24 protein-coding genes are annotated in these 24,650 nt (G+C 49.6%); 10 read left to right on the forward strand and 14 right to left on the reverse strand.

Annotation, left to right across the window (positions count from 1 at the left end; all coding sequences use genetic code 11):
• The 8 genes from VP504_RS13140 to tldD all read left to right on the forward strand — a co-directional run bounded on the left by VP504_RS13140 (nucleotide 1) and on the right by tldD (nucleotide 10,789).
• Entirely contained in the window at nucleotides 1-1,044 is a 1,044-nt protein-coding gene (locus tag VP504_RS13140; protein WP_062705524.1) for a rod shape-determining protein, read from the forward strand.
• Nucleotides 1,045-1,076: 32 nt separating this feature from the next.
• On the forward strand, nucleotides 1,077-2,000 hold the full coding sequence (gene mreC, locus VP504_RS13145) for a rod shape-determining protein MreC (protein WP_325891548.1): 924 nt from the start codon (nucleotides 1,077-1,079) through the stop codon (nucleotides 1,998-2,000).
• Nucleotides 1,993-2,481: a rod shape-determining protein MreD gene (mreD, locus tag VP504_RS13150; protein ID WP_039849728.1), complete on the forward strand. Its 489-nt coding sequence runs from the start codon at nucleotides 1,993-1,995 to the stop codon at nucleotides 2,479-2,481. Before mreC ends, mreD begins: the two co-directional genes overlap by 8 nt.
• Nucleotides 2,482-2,493: 12 nt before the next feature.
• Nucleotides 2,494-3,081: a Maf family protein gene (locus VP504_RS13155; protein WP_325891549.1), complete on the forward strand. Its 588-nt coding sequence runs from the start codon at nucleotides 2,494-2,496 to the stop codon at nucleotides 3,079-3,081.
• Entirely contained in the window at nucleotides 3,078-4,547 is a 1,470-nt protein-coding gene (rng, locus tag VP504_RS13160) for a ribonuclease G (protein ID WP_325891550.1), read from the forward strand. Before VP504_RS13155 ends, rng begins: the two co-directional genes overlap by 4 nt.
• A gap of 17 nt (nucleotides 4,548-4,564) precedes the next feature.
• Entirely contained in the window at nucleotides 4,565-8,440 is a 3,876-nt protein-coding gene (locus VP504_RS13165; protein WP_325891551.1) for a YhdP family protein, read from the forward strand.
• 3 nt (nucleotides 8,441-8,443) lie between these two features.
• Nucleotides 8,444-9,262 (forward strand): carbon-nitrogen hydrolase family protein, encoded by an 819-nt coding sequence (locus VP504_RS13170; RefSeq protein WP_062705515.1) that lies wholly within the window; start codon nucleotides 8,444-8,446, stop codon nucleotides 9,260-9,262.
• An 81-nt stretch (nucleotides 9,263-9,343) separates the two neighbouring features.
• Nucleotides 9,344-10,789, forward strand: coding sequence for a metalloprotease TldD (tldD, locus tag VP504_RS13175; protein ID WP_325891552.1), 1,446 nt, complete (start codon nucleotides 9,344-9,346; stop codon nucleotides 10,787-10,789).
• Nucleotides 10,790-10,833: 44 nt separating this feature from the next.
• On the opposite strand, the gene yjgA is transcribed toward tldD, so the two are convergent.
• Entirely contained in the window at nucleotides 10,834-11,364 is a 531-nt protein-coding gene (yjgA, locus tag VP504_RS13180; protein ID WP_062705512.1) for a ribosome biogenesis factor YjgA, read from the reverse strand.
• 137 nt (nucleotides 11,365-11,501) lie between these two features.
• Between yjgA and pmbA the strand changes: the two genes are divergently transcribed.
• Nucleotides 11,502-12,842, forward strand: coding sequence for a metalloprotease PmbA (gene pmbA, locus VP504_RS13185; RefSeq protein ID WP_325891553.1), 1,341 nt, complete (start codon nucleotides 11,502-11,504; stop codon nucleotides 12,840-12,842).
• A gap of 60 nt (nucleotides 12,843-12,902) precedes the next feature.
• On the opposite strand, the gene VP504_RS13190 is transcribed toward pmbA, so the two are convergent.
• The 13 genes from VP504_RS13190 to VP504_RS13250 all read right to left on the reverse strand — a co-directional run bounded on the left by VP504_RS13190 (nucleotide 12,903) and on the right by VP504_RS13250 (nucleotide 23,444).
• Nucleotides 12,903-13,955 (reverse strand): acyltransferase, encoded by a 1,053-nt coding sequence (locus tag VP504_RS13190; RefSeq protein ID WP_325891554.1) that lies wholly within the window; start codon nucleotides 13,953-13,955, stop codon nucleotides 12,903-12,905.
• A gap of 236 nt (nucleotides 13,956-14,191) precedes the next feature.
• The gene (mgtE, locus tag VP504_RS13195; RefSeq protein WP_325891555.1) at nucleotides 14,192-15,559 is read right to left on the reverse strand and encodes a magnesium transporter; all 1,368 of its coding nucleotides are present in this window, start codon (nucleotides 15,557-15,559) and stop codon (nucleotides 14,192-14,194) included.
• Nucleotides 15,560-15,680: 121 nt separating this feature from the next.
• Nucleotides 15,681-15,956, reverse strand: a complete 276-nt coding sequence (locus VP504_RS13200) for an HPr family phosphocarrier protein (protein ID WP_062705498.1) — start codon at nucleotides 15,954-15,956, stop codon at nucleotides 15,681-15,683.
• Nucleotides 15,953-16,804: an RNase adapter RapZ gene (gene rapZ, locus VP504_RS13205; protein WP_062705496.1), complete on the reverse strand. Its 852-nt coding sequence runs from the start codon at nucleotides 16,802-16,804 to the stop codon at nucleotides 15,953-15,955. The genes VP504_RS13200 and rapZ overlap by 4 nt, the downstream gene beginning before the upstream one ends.
• Before the next feature lie 20 nt (nucleotides 16,805-16,824).
• Nucleotides 16,825-17,268 carry a PTS IIA-like nitrogen regulatory protein PtsN gene (gene ptsN / locus VP504_RS13210; protein WP_062705494.1) on the reverse strand — a complete coding sequence of 148 codons (444 nt, stop codon included), beginning with the start codon at nucleotides 17,266-17,268 and terminating at the stop codon, nucleotides 16,825-16,827.
• Nucleotides 17,269-17,270: 2 nt separating this feature from the next.
• Nucleotides 17,271-17,558: a ribosome hibernation promoting factor gene (gene hpf, locus VP504_RS13215; protein WP_062705492.1), complete on the reverse strand. Its 288-nt coding sequence runs from the start codon at nucleotides 17,556-17,558 to the stop codon at nucleotides 17,271-17,273.
• Nucleotides 17,559-17,584: 26 nt separating this feature from the next.
• Nucleotides 17,585-19,075 (reverse strand): RNA polymerase factor sigma-54, encoded by a 1,491-nt coding sequence (locus tag VP504_RS13220; RefSeq protein WP_325891556.1) that lies wholly within the window; start codon nucleotides 19,073-19,075, stop codon nucleotides 17,585-17,587.
• A gap of 87 nt (nucleotides 19,076-19,162) precedes the next feature.
• The gene (gene lptB, locus VP504_RS13225; protein ID WP_325891557.1) at nucleotides 19,163-19,888 is read right to left on the reverse strand and encodes an LPS export ABC transporter ATP-binding protein; all 726 of its coding nucleotides are present in this window, start codon (nucleotides 19,886-19,888) and stop codon (nucleotides 19,163-19,165) included.
• A gap of 6 nt (nucleotides 19,889-19,894) precedes the next feature.
• Nucleotides 19,895-20,404 carry a lipopolysaccharide transport periplasmic protein LptA gene (gene lptA, locus VP504_RS13230; protein ID WP_325891558.1) on the reverse strand — a complete coding sequence of 170 codons (510 nt, stop codon included), beginning with the start codon at nucleotides 20,402-20,404 and terminating at the stop codon, nucleotides 19,895-19,897.
• Nucleotides 20,385-20,951 carry an LPS export ABC transporter periplasmic protein LptC gene (gene lptC / locus VP504_RS13235; protein WP_062705483.1) on the reverse strand — a complete coding sequence of 189 codons (567 nt, stop codon included), beginning with the start codon at nucleotides 20,949-20,951 and terminating at the stop codon, nucleotides 20,385-20,387. The genes lptA and lptC overlap by 20 nt, the downstream gene beginning before the upstream one ends.
• Complete coding sequence (kdsC, locus tag VP504_RS13240; protein WP_325891559.1) at nucleotides 20,948-21,505, reverse strand: 3-deoxy-manno-octulosonate-8-phosphatase KdsC; 558 nt, start codon at nucleotides 21,503-21,505, stop codon at nucleotides 20,948-20,950. Before kdsC ends, lptC begins: the two co-directional genes overlap by 4 nt.
• Nucleotides 21,505-22,470: a KpsF/GutQ family sugar-phosphate isomerase gene (locus VP504_RS13245; protein ID WP_062705478.1), complete on the reverse strand. Its 966-nt coding sequence runs from the start codon at nucleotides 22,468-22,470 to the stop codon at nucleotides 21,505-21,507. Before VP504_RS13245 ends, kdsC begins: the two co-directional genes overlap by 1 nt.
• Before the next feature lie 11 nt (nucleotides 22,471-22,481).
• Entirely contained in the window at nucleotides 22,482-23,444 is a 963-nt protein-coding gene (locus VP504_RS13250; protein WP_325891560.1) for a calcium/sodium antiporter, read from the reverse strand.
• 400 nt (nucleotides 23,445-23,844) lie between these two features.
• On the opposite strand from VP504_RS13250, the gene mlaF reads away from it, so the two are divergent.
• Nucleotides 23,845-24,642 (forward strand): phospholipid ABC transporter ATP-binding protein MlaF, encoded by a 798-nt coding sequence (gene mlaF / locus VP504_RS13255; protein WP_325891561.1) that lies wholly within the window; start codon nucleotides 23,845-23,847, stop codon nucleotides 24,640-24,642.
• Nucleotides 24,643-24,650 lie beyond the last annotated feature (8 nt).

Genomic DNA, 24,650 nt, shown 5'->3' on the forward strand with positions numbered 1-24,650 from the left:
ATGTTTAAGAAACTTCGTGGTATGTTCTCTAACGATCTGTCTATCGATTTGGGAACAGCTAACACTCTCATCTATGTAAAAGGGCAAGGGATCGTTCTGGATGAACCTTCTGTTGTCGCAATTCGTCAAGATCGTGCAGGCTCACCAAAAAGCGTCGCGGCAGTCGGTCATGAAGCAAAACAAATGCTGGGCCGTACGCCAGGAAACATCGCAGCTATTCGCCCAATGAAAGACGGCGTTATCGCTGACTTCTACGTGACTGAGAAAATGCTGCAGCACTTCATCAAAACGGTTCACGACCATAGCTTTATGCGCCCCAGCCCACGTGTACTGGTGGCAGTTCCTTGTGGTTCTACCCAAGTTGAGCGCCGTGCTATCCGCGAATCTGCACTGGGCGCAGGTGCGCGTGAAGTTTATTTGATTGACGAGCCAATGGCTGCTGCAATCGGTGCGGGTCTGCCAGTATCTGAAGCGACCGGTTCCATGGTGGTCGATATCGGTGGTGGTACAACGGAAGTTGCTGTTATCTCTCTGAACGGTGTGGTTTACTCATCCTCTGTACGTATCGGTGGTGACCGCTTTGACGAGTCCGTCATCAACTACGTGCGTCGTAACTACGGTAGCCTGATTGGTGAAGCAACTGCGGAACGCATCAAGCATGAAATCGGTTCTGCGTACCCAGGTGATGAAGTACGCGAAATCGAAGTGCGCGGCCGTAACCTTGCAGAAGGTGTGCCGCGTAGCTTTACTCTGAATTCGAACGAGATTCTGGAAGCGCTGCAAGAGCCGCTGACAGGTATCGTATCTGCAGTGATGGTTGCACTGGAGCAATGTCCACCAGAACTGGCATCCGACATTTCTGAACGTGGTATGGTGCTAACCGGTGGTGGTGCGCTACTTCGCGATCTAGATCGTCTGCTGACCGAAGAAACCGGCATTCCGGTTGTTGTTGCTGAAGAGCCGCTGACCTGTGTTGCCCGTGGTGGTGGTAAAGCGTTGGAAATGATCGACATGCACGGTGGCGATCTGTTCAGCGAAGATTGATCTTCTTCCATCAACAAACAGGTTGTAACTGAATGAAACCAATTTTTGGCCGTGGGCCATCGCTACAATTACGCCTGTTCTTCGCTCTTTTAATATCAGCCAGCCTTATGCTGGCTGATAGTCGTTTGGGTGCCTTCACCAATTTCCGTTATTTGCTGAACTCAATGGTAGCGCCGCTGCAATACGCATCTAACGTGCCGCGTGATCTTCTCGATAACGTTTTCCGTCAGTTTACTTCTCACCAACAGCTGTTGATTGATAACACCAAGCTCAAAGAAGAAGTGCTCATGCTGCGAAGCGGCCAGTTGATTCTTGATCAACTGGAGCAAGAGAATCAACGTCTGCGCGAGTTGCTGGGTTCACCGTTTGTGCGTGATGAGCGCAAAATGGTGGCGGAAGTGATGGCAGTGGACTCCGACCCTTACAAGCATCAGGTAATGATTGATAAAGGTCGTACAAACGGTGTGTACGAAGGCCAGCCAGTGATTAACGAGCGCGGTATTGTGGGGCAAGTTTCCTATGTCGGTGCGCACAATAGCCGTGTACTGCTTATCACTGACCCAACCCATGCGATTCCTGTACAGGTGGTGCGCAACGATATTCGCGTTATCGCTTCAGGTCGCGGTGATAACGACAATATCCAACTGGAAAATATCCCCAGCAGCACGGACATTGAGCCCGGTGATATGCTGGTTACATCCGGCTTGGGTGGTGTATTCCCTGAAGGCTATCCTGTGGCCAAAGTGACTTCGTTCTCATTTGATAACAAGCGCCCGTTTGCACAGGTAGATGCCAAGCCGGAAGTGCAGTTTGACCGTTTGCGATACCTGCTATTGGTGTGGCCAACTGACGTTGAGAAAAAAGAAGCGGTTGAAGAAGAAGGGCAAACACCTGCAAGTGAAGATGCCCAACCATCAACGGCAGAAGAACAAACCGAAGAGGTAAGCAATGGCTAATTCAAGCATGCGTGGCCGTGCGCTTATCTGGCTATCGTTTATTATCGCATTGATCCTTCAGGCCGCGCCGTGGCCGGGTGAGCTTGCGCCATTCCGCCCGTCTTGGGTGTTGCTGGTGGCGTTCTATTGGGTGTTGGCACTGCCGCACCGCGTGAATGTCGGTACGGCGCTGGTGGTTGGTTTACTCTGGGATTTGATGCTGGGCTCTACCCTCGGTGTACGCGGCTTGATGATGTCAGTGCTGGTTTATATCGTCGCACTGAACTTCCAGATGCTGCGTAATATGTCGCTTTGGCAACAGGCAGCACTCTTGTCTTTGCTGACGTTGGCAGGAAAAGTGCTAGAGTTTTGGGCGGAGTATTTAGTCTCCAACGTTCAGTTCGATCCCGCACAGCTATGGGCGGGTCTGCTCAACTTCTTATTGTGGCCTTGGCTATTTTTACTGCTGCGACGGGTACGCCGTCAGTTTTCGATCAAGTAATCTGGAGAAACCATGGCAGGTCTTCAACTTTATCTCGCGTCTGCCTCACCTCGAAGGAAGGCGCTGCTGGAACAACTCTCTGTCCAGTTCGAGATTTTACGTGTTGACGTTGAAGAGCAGCGCCAGCCTAATGAACAAGCGGCGGACTATGTCCGCCGCTTATCCTTTGATAAAGCCAAAGCTGGTGTAGATGTCGCACCCGAAGATCTGCCTGTACTCGGCTCTGATACGATCGTAGTCTGTGATGGCGAGGTGTTAGAAAAACCGACTGACCTTGATGTGTCGCGTGCCATGCTGCGCCAGTTGTCAGATCGCCAACATCAGGTGATGACGGCTGTCACGCTGGCTGACCGGAACCATTTTCTGACTACATTGGTCACAACAAATGTGTGGTTCAAACCCCTGAGTGATAAAGAAATCGAAGCCTATTGGCATAGTGGTGAGCCTTGTGACAAGGCGGGAAGTTATGCGATTCAGGGACTCGGTGGCAGATTCGTGACCCGTATCGATGGTAGCTATCATGCCGTTGTCGGTCTGCCACTTTACGAAACAGATACTCTGTTGAAAGAATTCAAAAAATTAAGCGGTAAAAACTTATGAACGCAGAGTTATTAATTAACGTCACGCCTTCAGAAACCCGGGTCGCCATGATTGAGGCGGGTAATCTGCAGGAAGTGCATATTGAACGCGAAGCGAAGCGCGGTATCGTTGGCAACATCTATAAAGGTAAAGTGAGCAGAGTGCTGCCAGGTATGCAGGCAGCCTTCGTTGATATCGGCCTTGATAAAGCAGCCTTCCTACATGCCTCTGACATCGTTCCTCACACCGAATGTGTGGCTGAAAACGAGAAGCAGCAATTTCAGGTGCGCGATATTTCTGAGCTGGTCCGTCAGGGACAGGATATTGTGGTGCAGGTGGTGAAAGACCCGCTTGGTACCAAAGGCGCGCGGCTGACCACAGATATTACCTTACCTTCTCGTTATCTGGTGTTTATGCCTGGGGCTTCACATGTGGGTGTATCCCAACGTATCGAAAGTGAAGAAGAACGCGAACGACTGAAGAATATTGTTTCTGACTACTGTGACGATCTGGGTGGCTTTATTATACGCACAGCGGCAGAAGGCGCATCAGATCAGGAAATGTCCCAAGATGCGGCTTTCCTCAAACGTCTCTGGAATAAGGTGTTAGAGCGTCGTGCCAAACGCCCTTCTAAGTCGATGCTCTATGGTGAGTTGGGTTTGGCACAACGCATCTTACGTGATTTTGTTGGTACAGAGCTCAACATCATCCGTGTTGATTCCCGTACGGCGATGGAAGCACTTCGCGAGTTTACCGAAGAGTTTGTGCCTGAGCTTTCTGGCAAGCTTGAGCTCTATACCGGTGAACAGCCAATTTTTGATATGTATGACACTGAAAACGAAATTCAGCGCTCGCTTGATCGTAAAGTGGGGCTGAAATCCGGTGGATATTTGATCATCGATCAGACTGAAGCCATGACGACGGTGGATATCAACACCGGCGCTTTTGTGGGCAGACGTAATCTCGAAGAGACCATCTTCAACACCAACACTGAAGCCACTCGTGCCATTGCGCGCCAACTTCGTCTTCGTAACCTCGGCGGTATCATCATTATCGATTTCATCGATATGAGCTCAGAAGAGCATCGCCAGCGTGTGTTGCAGTCACTGGAGCAGGCCCTGTCGAAAGATCGTGTAAAAACCAACATCAACGGATTCACTCAGCTCGGACTGGTAGAAATGACCCGCAAACGCACCCGAGAGAGTATTGAGCACGTTTTGTGTGGCCAATGCCCAACCTGTGAAGGTCGTGGTTCAGTGAAGACGGTCGAAACGGTGTGCTATGAAATTTTGCGCGAAATTACCCGTGTGAACCGAGCATACGAAGCCGACAAGTTTGTGGTATATGCGTCGCCGTCTGTAGGTGAAGCACTGGAAGGTGAAGAATCGCACGCGGTGGCGGAGCTTGAAGTCTTCATTGGGAAACAAGTGAAAGTGCATATAGAGCCGCTGTATACCCAAGAGCAGTTTGATGTAGTGATGATGTAAGTGAGACCGTTCTTTTAATGGCAAAATTTGCTCAACGTTTAGCAGTGACGGTGAAATGGCTTCTTGTTGTTTTACTGGTGAGTGCTGCGGTATTTACCGCAGCCATGCGTCTTGTATTGCCTAATCTTGATACGGCTAAAGCGCCGATACAGCGTTGGGCAAGTGAGACCTCTGGTTTTACTGTCGATTTCTCTACCTTCAAAGGGCACTGGCGTTATCTGGTGCCTTCTTTGTCTTTGAATGACCTAACACTTTCTACTGAAGCCTCCCATCTCGAAATTCTGACGGCTGAAAGCATCGACATGCAGTTCGATCTTTGGGCGAGTCTTCAGCGCCGTAAGCCGATATTTTCCAATGTGACCATCACTGGGCTAAATGTCGACCTAACCCAACTCCCTGAGCGAGATAACACGGGTAATGAAAGTCTGAAGTCCCAGTTGGAGCGCCTGTTTCTGGTCGGGCTTGGCCAGTTTGCTATTCATGACGCCAAAGTGACCTTGCTGTCGCCGTCTGAAGAGCGCAAAACCATAGATATTAACTCTCTGCTTTGGGATAACCGCGCAGGGACTCACCATGTTCAAGGTGTGGTGAGTGTTCAGGGAACATCACTCAATAAGCTGGATGTGCAGGGTGTGTTTACCGAAAACAACGGTTTGGGTTCACTCGATGGTGAGTTCTACGTGAAGGCAGACGATGTGTCGCTGAAAAGCTGGATCAACAAATTCATCAATCCTGACGTATCACTGGCGACTGCAAAAGTGGGTGGCGAAGCATGGCTGAAAGTAGATAAAGGTAACGTACGTTCGGCCCTTATCAGCTTGAATAACAGCGATATTGCCTGGTTCCCGAACGTTCCCGCATTACAAAGCCAGGCCAGCAGTACTCAATCGGTCAATATTCAGCGCGGACAACTCCTGGTTGAGCAATCCGGCGATAGCTGGCATATCGCCACTGATAACTTCGCGATTAAAACCGATGGCAAGCTCTGGCCCGAGCCGAACCTGCGTGCAGATATCAACGATGATGCTTGGCGGGTGAACCTTGGCTACTTTGACGTGCAGTTGTTGCTCCCTCTTCGAGAGTTGGTCGCGCTGCCCAAAGGGGTGGAAAACGCCATCAATGAATTGGCGCCAAAAGGCATGGCGCAGGATATTCGTGTTGAGCAACAAAAAGGCGGTGAGGTTCACTACTCCACAGCCCTGAAAAACGTTGGTTTCAAGCATTGGACCTACTTGCCGGAAGTACACAAACTGGATTTGACCGTGGCAGGTGTGGGTCAAAACGGCAAGGTCACGTTGGCAATGACTGAGGACATCCTGCCGTATGGAGAGTTCTTTCAGGCACCTCTCAATATCGAGCAGGGTAATGTGGTTGGTTATTGGCAGATGCATGAAGATAGCGTGACTATCTGGTCTGACAGCGTGGCTGTGCGTTCGCCTCATCTGGATGTGGTGGGAGAGTTCCGTCTGGATATCCCGTTTGATAACCGAAGTTCCTGGCTCGCTTTCTATGCCGAAGCCAGCCTGAATAATGCGGGTGAAACTTGGCGATACCTGCCTGCCTTAGCGTTGGATGAAGAGCTCACCGACTACCTTTCAGCTGCGATTCGCGGTGGACAAGCAGACCATGCCAAATTGTTGTGGTATGGCGACTTTGAAACTTTCCCGTACCCTGAGCATCAGGGCATTTTCCAAGCTTATGTGCCGCTCAAACGAGGCCAGTTTAGCTTCGATACCCAGTGGCCGACACTGACCGATTTGGAACTGGATCTGCTGTTCCAAAATGACGCCCTGTATCTTGATGCGTCCAATGTTGGCTTGATGGGTGCGCGTGGCTATGGATTGAAAGGGGAAATCCCTTCCTTCAGCGATGAAGATAGTGTACTGCTGATTGAGGCCAATATTGCCTCAAGTGGTGCAGACCTGCGTGACTACATGCTGGCGACGCCACTTATAGACTCTGTCGGTGCTGCACTGACTCATGTTCAGGTTGATGGAAAAGTGAATGGTAAAATTTCACTGAACATCCCGCTCAATGGTGATGATGTATTGACCAAAGGCAAGGCGACGATAAAAAACAGTACCGTCTCCATCGTTAGTCCTGAAATGACCTTCGAGAAGGTCAGCGGTGCCATCGAATTTGATAACGATGTGGTGTGGGCGAAAAAGCTGAAAGCCAAGTTGTTGCAGCAGCCCATCAATATAGGGTTTAAAGGTGAAACCGAATCCGATAACTATCTGGTTAACATTAACATTGATGGTAAATGGGAGGCAGACAAGCTGAAAGCTGCGTTGGACCAGCCAGATATGTCTTTCATTGAAGGGTATTCTGCATGGGATCTGAACGTTGGTATTGCACTAAAAGATGTGGGCTTTACCTATGACGTGAAGCTCGATGCTGACCTAACGACGTTGGACTTCAATTTGCCTGCGCCTTTAGATAAGCCCTCCTTCATCAAAGGCCAGGGGAGTATGAAAGCCTCTGGCGATGCTCAAAGTTTGGTTGGACAGGTAGAGTTGCCAAACGTGAAATATCAGGCCAATGTCGACATCAGTGGTGAGTTGCCTGTGGTGAAGAGAAGCCGCACTGTGATTGGTAAAGGCGAATTATCGTTGCAGCCACCTTCTGGTAATACGGTCAGTGTTGATGTACCTGTTTTGGATATAGATGCATGGAAAGAAGTGGTGGTAAAAGCTGAAGCAGCGCACCGTCATTCCAAAGATTCGATGCCCATTGTACTGCCAAGCCCGTCACGCCTGAATGTTAAAGGGGGCAAGGTGCAGGCTGGAGATCTGGTCTTCAATAACTTTTCCATGGCGGCGCGTAAGAAAAGCGATGGCTTCCATGTGTTGGTGGGCAGTGAAGAACTGTCGGGTGATGCTTGGTGGGATGAAGATAATTTCCTGACTGTTTCTGTCGATCACCTGTTTCTCAATGTGGATTTGGGCAAAGAGACGCCCGAAGAAGGTGCTGATCGCAAAGATACCCGACTGGCGAATGATGTGGACCAAGCCTTAATGCACTACATCCCATCGACTGATCTGATAATCAGGGAGTTGTGGCTGCAAGGGTACCGTGTTGGTAAGGTGGAAACCCAACTGCTGAAGCGGGGCAAGACGATCACCATGCCGAAGTTTGCCATCGAGAGCGGTGGCGCACGTATTCTTGCCAATGGTAATTGGTCTATATCGAATAAAGGCTTTAACCATTCAGAACTTACCTTTGATGTGTCGGCAAAAAACAGCAGCGATCTGATGGGACGCTTTGCTGTAACGGGTGGTATTCATGACGCGACGGTGAAAACCTCGGGTGAGCTTAGCTTTGATGGTGCGCCTTGGTCGGTGAATGTCGAGACCCTGAATGGCATGCTCGAAACCAAAATAGAGAATGGATATATCAGTGGCGTGGGTGGTGCTGGGCGGTTGCTTGGCCTGTTTAGCCTTGACTCCATCTTACGGAAAATACAGCTCGACTTCACCGGTGTATTTGAGGATGGTCTTGCTTTTGATGAGATAAGTGGCCGTGCTTCAATCACTAACGGGGTAATTGTCACGGATAATATCCAGATGAATGCGCTCGCAGGTGATATGTTTATTAGAGGGATAGCAAATCTTGCGAAAAATCAGGTTAATGCGGACGTAAGATTCGTACCTGATTTGACCTCTGGAATTCCGGTTTTGACCGCATTTGCTGTCACTCCTCAAACCGCTATCTATGTATTGGCAGTCACTACAGTGCTCTCGCCAGTTGTAGATGCGTTCACACAGGTTCGTTATCAGGTAGCCGGGACCATTGATGACCCCGTTGTCAGGGAAGTTTCGCGTAGCACAGGCGAAGTAACGTTGCCTGTGCAGGCCACCAAGCGCCTGCGGGAACAGCAGAAGGAGCAATGAGTAATGACCAAATTTGGCGTCGTACAAATGAATTCAGGGATGGATCCCGAAGCTAATCTGGAAGTGCTGGAAGGCCAGCTTAAGCATCTGAAAACACAAGGCGTAAGCTTGGTGTTGACACCGGAGAACTGTCTGGTGTTCGGCACAAAGGAAGATTATGACAAACACGCCGAAGTGTTGGGTCACGGTCCGCTCCAGAAGAAGCTTTCCCAACTGGCGTTTGAACTCGGTATTTGGCTGGTGATGGGGTCATTCCCTATCCGCAATAACGACGGTACGCTGAGCACGACTTGTTTGGTCTACGATGCTACAGGTAATCTCCGCGCTTCCTATGAGAAGCTGCACATGTTTGATGTCGATATTGCTGACAACCATCGCAGCTATCGTGAGTCTGATACCTTCAAGTCCGGTGACAACTTGGTTTTGGTAGATACGCCTTTCGGCACGCTGGGTCTTTCTATCTGCTATGACATCCGCTTCCCGCAGCTTTATTCGGCACTTCGCCAGCGCGGCGCGGACATCATTGTGGTGCCAGCAGCGTTTACGAAAGTCACCGGTGCGGCGCACTGGGAAGTGTTGCTGAGAGCTCGTGCGATTGAAACCCAATGTTGGGTGCTTGCAGCAGCACAATGTGGCAGCCATCAGGGTGGTCGAGAAACCTATGGTCACTCTATGATTGTTGACCCTTGGGGTCAGGTGGTCTCCGGCCTAAATGACCAGATTGGTGCCGCCTGGGCAGATATTGATTTGGCTTCAAACAGCGCCATTCGTAGCAAAATGCCTGTCATGCAACATGCCCGGTTGCAATGCGCGATGAAATAGCGCAGTCTCGAACTCATATCTTTCCCGCAATACACTTGATTGCTGGACATTATTTTTTTAGTGCTAAAGAGCAGTTTATTCATGAGCCTGGAACACGTGGAAGAAACCATGCTGCACCTTTCCGGTGTCAGTAAAAGTCAACTTAGCGAAACGCTTGAGCATTTAGCGGCAAGGAACATCGACTATGGTGATGTTTACTTCCAGTCGTGCTGGCACGAGTCGCTGGTGCTTGAAGATTCCATCATCAAAGATGGCTCATTTAACATTGATCGCGGTGTTGGTGTCCGAGCTATTGCGGGTGAAAAAACCGGCTTTGCTTATTCAGACCAGATCAATGCTGATGCCTTGATGCAAAGCGCGACCGCGGCGCGCGGAATCGCAGACAAAGGCGGAAAGCTAAAAGTGTCTGCGTTTACTTCCCGTCAGTATCCAATGATTTATCAAGCGACTGACCCGCTGCAAAGTATGTCCAAAGAGGAAAAAATCGCACTGCTGAAAGAAGTAGATGCTTATGTCCGTGCCAAAGAGCCTTTGGTGCAGGAAGTATCAGTCAGCATTGTGGGCGTGTATGAGCAGGTATTGATTGCTGCAACAGACGGTACTTACGCAGCTGATATCCGACCGCTGGTGCGTTTTTCTGTCAGCGTACTGGTGGAAAAAGACTGCCGCCGTGAGCGCGGCTCTGCTGGCGGTGGTGGCCGATTTGCCTATACCTACTTCACCTCAGAAGAAGACGGTAAAACCGTTGCGATGAATTATGCCGATGAAGCAGTCAGACAGGCGCTGGTGAATCTTCATGCCAAAGGTGCACCAGCTGGCACCATGCCTGTGGTGCTGGGCCCAGGTTGGCCAGGCGTCTTGCTGCACGAAGCGGTGGGTCATGGTCTGGAAGGTGACTTTAACCGTAAAGAGTCGTCTGTGTTTACCGGTCAGGTAGGAGAGCAGGTGACTTCTCCACTTTGTACCATCGTTGATGACGGCACTCTGCAAGATCGCCGTGGCTCGCTGAACATTGACGATGAAGGTGTGCCGGGTCAGTACAACGTGCTGATTGAAAATGGCATCCTCAAAGGTTATATGCAGGACAAGCACAATGCGCACCTGATGGGCGTGGCGCCAACGGGTAACGGCCGTCGTGAGTCCTACGCACATTTGCCGATGCCTCGCATGACGAATACCTACATGCTGGCGGGCAAAAGCACGCCGGAAGATATCATCAGCAGCGTGGAATATGGCCTTTATGCCCCTAACTTTGGTGGCGGCCAGGTGGATATCACCTCTGGCAAATTCGTGTTCTCTACCAGTGAAGCCTATCTAATCGAAAACGGTAAAGTGACGACGCCAGTGAAAGGTGCGACGCTAATTGGCAGTGGTATTGAAGCTATGCAGCAGGTGTCTATGGTCGGTAACGACCTGAAGCTGGATCGTGGTGTTGGCGTGTGTGGTAAAGCTGGTCAAAGTGTGGCGGTTGGTGTGGGTCAGCCAACCCTCAAGCTGGATGCAATGACGGTCGGCGGCACAGAATAATTGCTGCGGATTAAAGACTAAGAAGCCGGGTAAACCCGGCTTTTTTAGTCTTCAGACTCTGCTTTCAGCGTTTTCAGCATCTGGAAGATTTCGCGGTAAGCTTTTGGCGGCTTATTGCCTTCCTGTTCTTTCTTAGCCTGACGGGCTAATTGACGCAGTTTCTGACGGTCAGCGGTTGGGTACTGAGCCACTACATCGTTAATGGCAGCATCACCTTCTGCGACGACGCGATCACGAAGCTTTTCCATTTTGTGCAGCTCAATGGACTGTTGGCTGTGCTTGTTACGCAGCAAATCCAAAGCAGCCTGAATAGGCTCAGGATCGCGGGCGCGCATCAGTTTGCCGATGAACTGCATTTGCCGGCGCTTGGCTTCTTTGTCAAAGCGTTGTGCGTCAGAAATTGCTGTACGCAAATCGTCGTCCAGCGGAAACTTTGCCAGTACAGAAGGTTTTAAAGCAACCAGCTCTTCGCCCAGCTTCTGCAGTTCTTCCATGTCACGTTTCATTTCGGTCTTGCTGACCCAAATGATCTCTTCTTCCTCTTCCCAAGGCTCACGTTTGTTCTTACGGCCCATAATTCTTCCCGAGGTTGTTTGACTGTTTCGATAACGGCGTATCTTATCAAGAATGTCGAACTTTGCTGGTGTTTTTTAAGCATTGCGGCCCTCTCGAGTGGTATGCTTATCAGCAACACTCATTAATTTAAGACCTTATGGACGTGAAACAACAGGTTGCTCAGCAACGTACTGAGCTGGAAGCGGCGGTGACCCGTGCGCTGGAATTGGCGGGTAAGAAAGCGGATGGGGCAGAGGTGGCAATCACCAAAACCACGGGCATTAGTGTATCGACCCGCATGTGCGAAGTGGAAAACGTCGAGTTCAACAGCGATGGTGCGCTGGGTATTACTGTTTATCGCGGCAACCGTAAGGGCAGCGCTTCTACCTCTGATTTGTCTGAAAAGGCGATAGCTCAAACCGTTGAAGCGGCTTTGGATATTGCAAACTATACCTCAGAAGACCCGTGCTCAGGCCCTGGCCCGAGAGAGCTGATGGCGTTTGATTATCCAGATTTGGATCTGTTCCACCCGGATGAGCCAGAGCCGGATCACGCGGCAGAAAAAGCGATTACTGCTGAGCGTGCAGCGTTGGATTATGACAAGCGCATCAAGTTCAGCGATGGTGCAAGCTATGATAGCCACTACGGTGTGCGTGTTTACGGTAACAGCCATGGCATGCTGGGCAGCTATGCCTCCAGTCGCCACAGCATCAGCTGCAGCGTGATTGCTGAAGACAGCAAAGGCATGGAGCGCGATTACAGCTATACCGTTTCCCGTGACAAAGACGAACTATGGGTGCCGGAAAAAGTGGGTACCGAAGCAGCCAAGCGCACTCTCTCGCGCATGGAGCCGCGTCGTCTGGCGACTGGACAGTTTCCTGTGATGTTTGCTGCGGATGTGGCAACTGGTTTGCTTGGGCATTTAGTGATGGGGATCAGCGGTTCAAATCTCTACCGTAAGTCTTCTTTCCTGCTGGACAAGCTGGGTCATCAGATCCTGCCTGATTGGTTTGAAATCAACGAGCGTCCACACATTTTGAAAGGTATGGCGAGCGCACCGTTTGACAGTGAGGGTCTGGTGACCCGCGATTTGGATATTATCAAAGGTGGCGAGCTGCAAACCTATTTGGCAACCAGCTATGCGGCTCGTAAGCTGAACATGCAGCCGACAGGTCACGCTGGTGGCATTCACAACTGGTTTGTGAAAAACACCGGCCAGTCATTTGAGCAAATGCTGAAAGAACTGGGCACCGGCCTTATGGTGACTGAGTTGATGGGGCAGGGTGTGAATATTGTGACTGGCGATTACTCACGTGGTGCAGCGGGCTTCTGGGTAGAGAACGGTGAAATCCAATATCCTGTCAGTGAAATCACGATCGCAAGTAATCTGGAGGATATGTATAAGCAGATTGTGGCAGTGGGTGCAGATACGGAGTTCCGTAGCCAGATCCAGACCGGTTCAATCCTTATCGAGTCGATGAAAGTGGGCGGCGAATAAGCGCATTGCTGAATAGGCCGAGAGAAGAAAGCCACCTTAGTCAGGTGGCTTTTTTGTCGGCTAATAGCCAATGATATAGCGGGACTTCACTTTTCCTGTCAGGAGTTTGTTCAAGGCAATGGCAATCAACATGCTTAGGGTGATCACAACAAAACATGTCACGAGATAGTACGGAATATTCGTTGATTCCGGGTGATTCAGGAATGGCAGCCTTTTAATGGTGGTCAATACCCATGGATGGATAAAGAAAATCGCAAAGCTGGTATCGGATATCAGATCCGTTAATTTGGTTTTGAAAACGAAGGTTTCCAGTAAGAAATAAAGCCCAATAGATAAAAACATTTTCTGGATAAACATGATATCGATACCGGCATATTCGAAAATGTTTTTTGAGTAGCTCCCTACATGTCCCTGAATATATTGGTAAAATGCCAATATAACGGCAATTGAAAGAAGAATTAGTGATTTGATACCACAGTTTTTATTGATTTCTTCACGGTAAAGTGAAATGTAGATACCAGCCAGATAAAAAGGCGTGAAGTAAACCAACATCTGTATCGGGTTAATATTCTCATAAGATCGGTGTAGGAAAATAGAAATAACAGAGAATAAGGTAATGATTATGATTTGAGTACGTCGGGATAGTTCAATAAATTTAAAATGAAATGGAGAAACGAGGAATAAAAGAATGGCAAATGGAATATACCAATAAGCGGTCAGCATTCTTCCTGTTAAGTAATACTTAATAGCTGTCGTAAAGGAGCTGTCATCCTTAGAGAAAAATACAATTCTGTAATAGTCTGCATCCGCAGCGAAGAAGCCAGACTTGATTAAGTATACGAGTGGTATTGCGAGCGAAGTAAGAATCAGGTATGGGACGATAATTCTTTCAAACTTCCCTTTCATAAATAATTTGTATTGATATCTCTTATAGAAGATATGATGGAACATATAGCCAGAGATAAAAACAAAAAGTGCGGTGCCACCAGTAAGGATGTTTTTAATAACTGAAATAATTCCATCTGTATTAATAAAGCCATAAATATATGAGTGACTCATCACGATCGCGATGATTGCGACAGCTCTATAATTATGGATCGATTGTAAGAACATAATAAACTCCTTCTCCAGCATTAGGGCTGGATACTTCACTTTTGATAAGTTATTAATGGAGCCTAATTTTTAATTGTTCGTAAAAAATAAATAGTATGAAATTTTTGCAGTTTTAAAACTAAAAAAGTGTGTAAGTTTTATTTATGGGGAGAGCTTCATTTATTTAGAGATGAATTGGTTAAACTTGTGACAAAAAAACCTCCCGAAGGAGGTCTTTGTGAATAAACTGTTGCAACTTAAACAAGGAACAGCGTTGCCAGCCCTAAAAATACTGAGAGGCCAACCATATCTGTGATGGTCGTCAGTGCCATTCCTCCAGCGAGGGCTGGGTCGACTTTCATCTTCTTGAGCAATATCGGGACGGTCACACCTGCGACACCCGCAACCACTAGATTGGTCAACATGGCAGCAGCAATGATACCACCCAGCATCAAATTACCTTTCCAAAGCACGACCACTCCGCCGATGATACAGGCCCAGAGCACGCCATTTAGAAGGCCAACCAAAGCTTCTTTGTTTAGAAGCCACCGGGTATTGGAATCACCAATGTGACCAACAGCGAGACCTCGGATAACCAAGGCGACTGTTTGGTTACCGGCAACACCGCCCATGGAAGGGACGATAGTCATCAATACTGCGATGGCTGCCATTTGATCGAGAGTATTTTCGAAAAGGTTGGAGACAGAGGCAGCAGCAAGGGCGGCGAGTACGTTGGCGCCTAGCCAGATGCTGCGGCTTCGGGCTGATTTCAATACCGGCGCGAAGGTGTCTTCTTCGTCATCCAGACCCGCCATACTCATCATCGAGTGCTCCGCATCTTCACGGATGATATCAACCACGTCATCGATAGTGATACGGCCAACAAGCTGGTGTTCTTCATCGACAACAGGTGCCGAAACCCAGTTACGGCGCTCAAAGAGGCTGGCAACGTCACTGTCGCTCATATCGACAGGGATGGCGTCATCTACATCTTCCATCACTTCCAGTACTTCAGTATCAGGCTGGGAAGTGAGCAAGACGGTGATGGGTAATTCACCAATCAGTCTGCTGTTTTCATCGACAACATAGAGAGCGTCAGTGGCTTCTGGCAATTCGCCTTTCATACGAAGGTAGCGCAGTACCACATCCACAGTCACGTCTGAACGGATGGTCACCACGTCGGTGTTCATCATCCCACCGGCGGTTTCTTCCGGGTAGGCCAGAGCCTGCTCTACGCGCGCCCGATCCTGTGCATCCATCTGCGACAGAACGTCTTGGGAGACATTTTCCGGCAGGCTTCGGAGCAGGTAAGCCACGTCGTCGGTGTCCATACCTTCCGTCGCAGCAGCAAGCTGCTCGGGCTGCATTCGGACCATGATGCCGTCTTTGATGTCCTCAGAAAGCTCTTCGAGAATCTCACCTTGCTCTTCAGGATCGGTCAATTGCCATAGAACCAAACGGCTCTTTGGTGGGGACGCTTCCAGCAGGTGCGCAATGTCCTCGGGCTCCATGTCTTCCAGCATGCGACGGACATGAACGAACATGCCGTTTTCGAGGGCGCGACTCACTTCCTGCAGTGTTTGGTGCGTTTGGCTGGGTTGTTCTACTTCGTAATTCTCTGCCATGTGAGTGTCCGTATGACGGCGGGTAACGCAATGACATGAATATTAACGCAAACAGTCAAAGCTGTCTTTGGCGTTTAAGAAGGAAAAGGGTGGGAAATGAGATTATTTCTGTGAGAAAAGGTTAGTTCTCCTCGTCAAAGCCTGCTTCAATGAGGGCCGTGATAGCATCGAAGGCTTGTTGCGCTTCGGAGCCTTCCGCAGAAACCTTGATTTGTTCACCCTGACTGGAGTCGAGAAGCAGAATACCCATAACACTATCTGCCGTCACGGTTTGTTCGTTTTTGGTCAGCATGATCTGAGCATCAAAACTCTGTGCGAGTTCGACCAGTTTAACGGCGGCACGGGCATGTAGCCCCAGACGATTGCGGATTAGAACGTCCTTGCTGAGTTGATTCATACTTTCCCCTCCAGTGTACGGTGACGAACCTGAACCTGATGACCTGTCGCAGCGAAGTAATCCGCAAGATACTGAGCGATGTATACAGAGCGGTGTTGGCCACCTGTACAGCCAATGGCGACAGTCAGGTAACTGCGGTTGTTGTTTTCCAGTGCTGGCAGCCATGACTCAAGGAAGCTTTTCACCTGGGCAATCAGCATAGCGACGTCCTGCTCACCCGCAAGGAACATTTTTACAGGCTCATCCAGTCCGGTGAGTGGACGCAACGCAGGCTCCCAATGTGGGTTAGGCAAGAAACGGACATCAAACACATAGTCTGCATCAGATGGTAGCCCATGTTTGAAACCGAAGGATTCAAACACCATCACCAAGTCGCGGTTAGTGCGGCCAAGAACCAACGAACGCACAGCTTCACTTAAATCATGCACTGAGTGTTTGGAGGTATTGATAACTTTATCTGCACGCTCTTTGAGTGGGGTCAGCAACTGATTTTCACGCTCAATAGCTTGTTCAAGGGAGAGGTTATCTCGGCTCAGTGGGTGGAGACGTCGGGTCTCGCTGAAACGTTTAACGAGCTCTGAATCGTCGGCGTCGAGGAAGAAAATATCAATATCGACATCGCTTGGCAGCTTGGCCAGTGTGAGGGCGATTTCTTCTGGATCAGCTGGCATATTGCGGATATCGATACTGACAGCAATGAGGCTGTCTTGGTCGTTTTGAGCTGCAATAAACTGCGGCAACAGGTTCACGGGAAGGTTATCAACGCAGTAATAACCCAGATCCTCCAGAACCCTTAGTGCGACGGATTTTCCAGAGCCTGAACGGCCGCTGACAATTTTAAGCTGCATGATGCGCGTCCCTGAGCTGCTTAGCTTGTAATTATATCGTAGAGCTCTTGGTCTGAGCTTGCATGACGAAGTTGACGGCAAATCTGTTTGTCACCGAGCTTCTGCGCAATCAATGAGAGTGTTTTGAGGTGCTCCTTACACTGGTCATCCGGCACCAGCAGGGCGAATAGTAGATCAACAGGTTGGTTGTCGATAGCATCAAACTCGATGGGCTCTGCACACTTTACAAGCACGCCGACGGCATGGTCACTGTTGAAGATACGTCCATGGGGAATGGCGATACCATTTCCGATGCCCGTACTGCCCATTTTTTCTCGGCCAAGCATACACTCGAACAGCTTTTGCGGGTTTTGATCCAATTGGCTGGCAGCCAGTTCGCTAATCACTTCAAGTGCACGTTTCTTACTTGAACAAAGGACTGCACTTTTTGTGCAGTCCAATTTGAGTACGTCTTTGAGTTCCATGATTAATGGTGATTCATCTTTTCTTTGTGTTTAGTTAACTGTTTAATCAGCTTATCGGTCAGCGAATCGATCGCCGCATACATGTTTTCTGAGTCGGCTTTTGCGTGAATTTCACCGTTATTGACATGCAGGGTCGCTTCGGCAATCTGCTGCAGTTTTTCGACGTTAAGCACTACATGAACATTATTGATGTGATCAAAAAAGCGCTCAAGCTTATCAAACTTGGTTGTCACGTAGTCTCGGAGGGCATCTGTGACTTCAACGTGGTGACCGGTGAGATTGATTTGCATAAACATCTTCCTTCTGGTTAAGACGCCTAGATAAGGCGCTTGCGCTGATTTGACGGTGCAATTCCCAGAGACTCACGATATTTTGCTATCGTTCGTCGCGCGACCTGGATCCCTTGCTCCGCCAGAAGTGTGGCAATCTTGCTGTCGCTGAGTGGCTTGGCTGGGTTTTCGGCAGCAACCAATTTTTTCACTAGCGCGCGGATTGCCGTAGAGCTGCATTCACCGCCATTGTCAGTACTGACATGGCTTGAGAAGAAGTATTTCAATTCAAATATGCCACGAGGCGTGTGCATATATTTCTGCGTGGTAACACGGGAGATTGTGGACTCATGCATGTCCACGGCTAGCGCGATGTCGTTAAGGACCATCGGCTTCATGGCCTCCTCGCCGTATTCAAAGAAATCCTGTTGATGCTCCACAATGCAACGCGCTACTTTCAGTAGGGTTTCATTGCGGCTTTCGAGGCTCTTAATCAGCCATTTGGCATCTTGCAAATGACTGCGGATAAATTGACTGTCTGCAGCACTGCAGCCATTTTTGGTGAGTGCTGCGTATTGTTGGTTCACTTTAAGACGCGGCACTGCATCCGGGTTGATTTGCACCACCCATTTGCCACGGTCTTTAAACACGGAAACGTCAGGAATCACGTATTCCGCTTCATTGGTGACGATGAGATTACCCGGACGCGGCTCCAGACTGTGGATAAGACGCATCACTTCTTTGAGTTCAGGCTCGCGAAGCTTGGTATCTTTCATTAACTGGCGATAGTCACGGTTGGCAAGCAGATTCATGTGCTCACGAAGCACCATTCTCGCTTCTGCCAGCCAAGGCGTGTCTTCGGCAAACGCAGCCAATTGGATCAACAAACACTCCTGCAGTGAACGCGACGCGACACCTAATGGGTCAAACTGTTGAACTCGCTTGAGTACGGCTTCGACTTCATCAAGTTCAACTTCATCGTCCTCCGCACCAAGGCTTTCAAGAATGTCTTCTGCAGAAACGGTGAGATAGCCCTTGTCGTCGACAGCATCAATGATGGCGGTAGCAATGGCAAGGTCGACTTCGGTAAAGGGGGTGAGTTGTAGCTGCCAGTTGAGATAATCGTAAAGGGTTTCGGTGGTTTCACCTTGATAAACGGGTACATCGTCACTGACGGAAATTCCGGTACTTCCGGTATTGGCACTGTAGAAGTCGTCCCAAGTGGTGTCGACAGGCAAGTCGTCGTGCATTTCCTGCTGACCCAGTGCATCAGAACTGTCCATAGTGTCAGGGCCATCTGTTTCGGATTCTGACGCGGAGGCGCTGACTTTCTCTTCCCCCTCAAACTCCTGCGCGCTATCGCCGTCGATATTGTTATCGGCGTTTTCGTCTTGCTCGAGGAGTGGATTAGCTTCCAGCGCTTCCTGGATCTCCTGTTGCAAATCAAGCGTCGACAGCTGAAGCAGGCGAATTGCCTGTTGCAGCTGTGGAGTCATTGCAAGTTGTTGGCCAAGCTTGAGCTGAAGCGAGGGTTTCATAGTTATACTGGCACCTTTCCTTTTATCTATTATCAGTGCAAATGTCAGTGCATATATTGGAGCGATTCGCCAACCGTTCTTCCTTAACTATAGCCTGAACTGGTCTCCGAGATAGACTCGTTTTACATGCTCATCGTTGAGTACTTCATCAGGTGTGCCGTGGGCAATCAAGTGCCCTTGGCTAACAATATAGGCGTGTTCACAAACACTGAGTGTCTCACGTACGTTGTGATCAGTGATTAATACTCCCAGACCCCGATCGCGAAGATGCTCAATGATCTTCTTAATGTCGATAACCGAGATAGGGTCAACACCCGCAAACGGCTCATCGAGAAGAATAAACTTCGGATTTGCCGCCAGTGCCCGGGCGATTTCAACGCGGCGCCGCTCACCACCAGACAAGGCCATGCCCATGCTGTTACGAATGTGCTGAATGTTAAACTCATCCAGCAAATCCTCTGCTTTGTCCTGACGTTCTTCTTTGGTCAGGTCTGAGCGGGTTTGCAGCACAGCCATCAGATTATCGTAAACGCTGAGCTTGCGGAAAATGGATGCTTCCTGTGGCAGGTAACCGATACCCATTCGGGAACGGTTATGCATCGGCTGGATGCTGATATCTAAATCATCGATTTTAATGACGCCTTCGTCGCGGGCTACCAAGCCAACAATCATATAGAAAGAGGTGGTTTTACCTGCGCCGTTCGGGCCGAGCAGTCCAACGATTTCGCCAGACTTCACTTCCAGACTCACATCCGTAACGACCTTACGGCCGTTATAGCTTTTAGCGAGATTTTGAGCGGTGAGAATAGCCATGAAGGATTAGTTCTTCTCTTGTTTTGACTGTGGCTGCAATACTGTGGTGACACGACTGCTGTCGTCACTTTCTGCAACCAGCAATTGTTTGTCGATGTTGTAGGTAATCTTCTGGCCTTCTACTTGGTTACCGCCTTCCTGGATAAGCACAGCATTACGCTTCATGGTCAGGAAGCTTTTCCCGGTTTCATAACGAAGGTCGAAGGCCTCTCCGTTAATTTTCTTACCGTCATCCATGGTTTGCTCAAAAGTGGCTGGCTTACCGTAGGCATCGATCACTTCCACACCTTCCTCACCACTAGGGCGGGTGACGACGACCTTGTCCGCATTCAGGCGGATAGAGCCCTGACGTAGGTATACGTTACCAGTAAAAATCACGGTGTTGGTGTTCATGTCGAGGTTCTGCGAGTCGGAGTCAATGTAGATCGGCTGCTCTGAGTCCGTTGACAGTGCCATCGCAGTTCCAGAAAACAGCATCAATACCGCGGCAAAAAATTTAGTTCTTTTGTTGTTCATACCTGCTCTTCACTTGGTCAATCAGTTCCATTTGGTGGGAGCCAAAATTTCCTTTTACTCTCTCGCCACGAGTCTGCAGGCCCACACCGGTAATTTCGGTTTCGGTGTCTGACCAGAAATCACGTGTCACGAGGTCCAGAGTAAGTTCTTCGGTAGTGACGACTTTAATTTGAGCGTCAGGCAACAGGTTAAAGATCCTGACCCGACCTGTCATCACCAGAGTTTTCGTATCCTCAAGAACAGCGAACTCGGAACTGACACGCCACTCTTCTTCTTCCCCGTTACTGTATGTCCAAAGCACAGGCTCGTTAAAGTGGGTCTCGTCGAGTTGCTGATAGTTCTCTACATGCACAGATTCGATACGGTAGGTCCGGATACCTTGCATGTTGTATGTGGTTGAGTTGATATTATCAGCCGTAAACAGGGGCTTCTCAGCATCTGGCGCAACCTGTATCTCCGCTTCCCAGTAGTGTTGGGTCAGCAGGTAGTACCCTGTGTAACCACAGACTGCGAGAAGGGCAACGATACCAAGGCGTTGCAATATCATATACTGAGCCCGTTATGCGCATCGAGTTCTCCACGCGCTTCAAGAATCAAATCGCAGACTTCACGCACAGCACCGTATCCACCCGGAGTGCGGGTGACCACGTCGGCGCGTTTCGCCAAAAGAGGATGACCGTCACTCACACACACGGACAGACCTACCTGAGACATGACTGACCAGTCGATAAGATCGTCACCGATATACGCGGTTTGCTCAGCTGGCACGCCTAGGCGCTTGACGAGGTCTTTGTACGCTGAGGCTTTGTCGTCCTGACCCTGATAAATGTGCTGGATGCCAAGGGCCCTCATTCGACGTTCGACAATAGCGGATTTACGACCGGTAATGATCGCGATTTCCACGCCAGCATTCATCAGCGATTTTACACCGTAGCCGTCACGGGTATGGAAGGCCTTCAGTTCTTCACCGTCATTGCCCATGTATATCCGGCCGTCAGAGAATACACCGTCAACATCGCAAATCAGCAGTTTGATGTCACGGGCTCGTTCCACGAATTCAGTAGATACAGGGCCATACAGGGTTTCAGTCATGGGTTGCATTACATCACTCCAGCTTTCAGCAGATCGTGCATATTCAGTGCGCCAATCAGCTTGTCATTATCTGTGACCAGCAATCCGTTGATTTTCTTCTCTTCCATTAGCTTTAGGCCTTCAGCGGCCAGCACATCTGAGCCAATCAGTGTTGGTTTTTTGCCCATCACTTCGCCGATTTCGGTGGTGTGAACGTCTATGCGCTGATCCAGAAGGCGACGGAGATCGCCGTCGGTGAAAATACCGAGCACGCTGTCGCTGTCATCGACGATAGCGGTCATGCCAAGGCCTTTGGCAGACATTTCCAGTAGCGCATCACGGATGGAGTCGTTTGGCGCGACTTTTGGCAGTTTGTCGCCAGAGTGCATTACATCAGCAATACGCATCAATAGCTTGCGGCCCAACGCACCGCCTGGGTGGGACAGGGCAAAATCGTCGGCTGTAAAGCCTTTGGCTTGCATAAGCGCAACCGCCAGCGCATCACCCATGACGAGGGTTGCTGTGGTGCTGGAAGTGGGGGCCAGTCCAATAGGGCAGGCTTCTTTTGGCACTTTTATGCACAGGTTGATTTGCGCCAGTCGCGCCATGGTCGAAGAGGGATTGCTTGTCATGGTGATGAGCGCAATGCCACGGCGCTTCACCACAGGCAGCAGCGTAATGATTTCTGAAGCTTCACCGGAATTTGATATTGCCAGGACCACATCGCCTTTCTCAATCATGCCCAGATCGCCATGACTGGCTTCACCGGGGTGAACAAAGAAAGAGGGTGTGCCGGTACTTGCCAGTGTCGCGGCGATTTTGTTACCGATGTGGCCGGATTTTCCCATGCCCATCACGACCACTTTGCCTTTGGCTTTAAGGATGAGACTGCAGGCGTTTTCAAAGTCTTCGTTGATGTACTGCTCAAGTTGGACAATAGCATCCATCTCGGTTTTCAGTGTTGCAATGCCTGCCTGGCGAAAATCAAAAGTCATAATCGGTCCGGTTATGCCGCTAGATGAGAAAACAAGTAGCCTTGGTAGCCCACGAAGCAAACGAGAAGAGCAACGCCTTCCCAACGGTTAATCGTGCGCACTTTGCCGACAGCAAACAGGAATAGTAATACGGACAGTGCCAGCATGACGTAAAAGTCACGATCCATTGCCAGTGGGTTAATGGCTGATGGCGCTAGTATACCCGGAATACCCATGACCGCGAGAATGTTGAAGATGTTAGAGCCGATGATGTTTCCCACCGCCAGATCGTCTTCGCCTTTCATCACACCAGCAATCGATGCTGCAAGCTCAGGAAGGCTGGTGCCGACGGCAACGATTGTCAGACCAATCACCAGGTCGCTCATACCAAAGGCTTTTGCAATGATAACGGCAGAATCAACCACCATGTCTGCGCTGAAAATGAGAAGCACCAGACCAACGACAACCCAGATACCCGCAGACACGTTACTGACGCCTTCAGGAATTTCAGACTCCTGCTCAGCTAGCATAGGGTCTTCTTCTCCGCTTTCACGGCCAAACTTCATCATAAGAAGCAGGAAACCCGCAAAAAACACCGCGAGGAGAACACCTTCAAAAAAGCTCAGGTAGTTGTTCCACAAAATAGCACCTGCCAGCACCGTCACACCCAGCATCAGGGGTAATTCGCGGCGGAGAATGCCAGAACTGATAGCGAGGGGCTTTATAAGAGCTGTCACGCCAAGAATCAGTGCCATGTTGGCAATGTTTGAACCGAGGACGTTACCTACAGCAGTGTCTGTTTTCCCGCTAAGTGCGGCAGTTGCCGAAACCACCATCTCTGGCGCTGAACTTCCCATGGCTAGAATAGTCATACCGATGACAAGGGGAGAGATGCCCACATTACGGGCGATAGCGGCTGCTCCGTAGACGAGCCTGTCAGCACTCCATACCAACAAACACAAGCCCACGATGAGAATAGCGGTCGCTTCAAACATTTAGATACCTTCAGAATTAGCTGGGCTAAGAACAATACAAAAGCGCAATTTTGACCGCTAATTGAGGAAATGTGAAGGAAAAGGACGGATGAGTTTCGACGAGCTTTCCGCAAACCCCCTAAACAGTGAAGTGTTTTCCGCTGAATTACGCCGTCCCCAATTCACAAAATAATAAAAAATCTTACGAACAAAGGTAAAAACGGAGGGCAATTTCTAGCCTGAAATAGGTGATCTTAATTCCAGTGCTTGCATATAGGAAAAGACAGCGATTGTCTGAATATTGATAGGTTACTGATAAAGATTTTGCAAATGAATGGTGTACAATTACTTGTTTTGCCTTTGTCACCCTTCTATGATCGGGCAATTAACACTCAAGGAAATACAACGTCAAAGGGCCTTGATGAGTACTATAAACCTGGTTGAAGTGAACAACCTGACTTTCTCGCGCGGCGAGAGGGTGATTTTTGACAATGTCAGCCTCACAGTCCCTGTCGGTAAGGTCACGGCGATCATGGGGCCTTCAGGAATTGGTAAAACGACACTGCTACGACTGATTGGCGGGCAAATCCAGCCAGAAAGCGGCACTATCGAATTTTCGGGCCAAAATATCCCTACGCTCTCCAGAAGCAAACTCTACGAAGTGCGAAAGCGCATGAGTATGCTTTTCCAGTCCGGTGCGCTGTTCACCGACATGACTGTTTTTGATAACGTCGCGTTCCCCCTTCGCGAACACACTGAGCTTGCCGAATCTCTGATCAAAACCATTGTGCTGCTTAAGCTTGAGGCGGTTGGTCTGCGTGGCGCTGCTGATTTGATGCCAAGCAGCCTTTCTGGTGGTATGGCAAGGCGTGCGGCACTTGCTAGAGCGATTGCGCTTGACCCTGAGTTGATTATGTTTGATGAACCCTTTGTTGGTCAGGACCCTATCACTATGGGTGTTTTAGTTTCCCTTATCCGCAACCTTAATCAAGCATTGGGCTTGACCTCTATCGTGGTGTCGCACGATGTGCCGGAAGTCATGAGTATCGCCGACCACGTTTATCTGCTGGCGGATGGTAAGATCATCGCATCGGGTTCCCCACAGTCTTTGCGTGACAATCCTGATCCCCGTGTCAGTCAGTTCCTTCAAGGCGATGCTGACGGTCCTGTTCCGTTTCGCTATCCGGCTAAGGACATTAAACAGGAGCTTTTCTCGTGATTGTAAGC

It is taken from the genome of Grimontia sp. NTOU-MAR1, from assembly GCF_035758505.1.
GTDB classification, from domain to species: Bacteria; Pseudomonadota; Gammaproteobacteria; order Enterobacterales; family Vibrionaceae; genus Enterovibrio; species Enterovibrio marinus.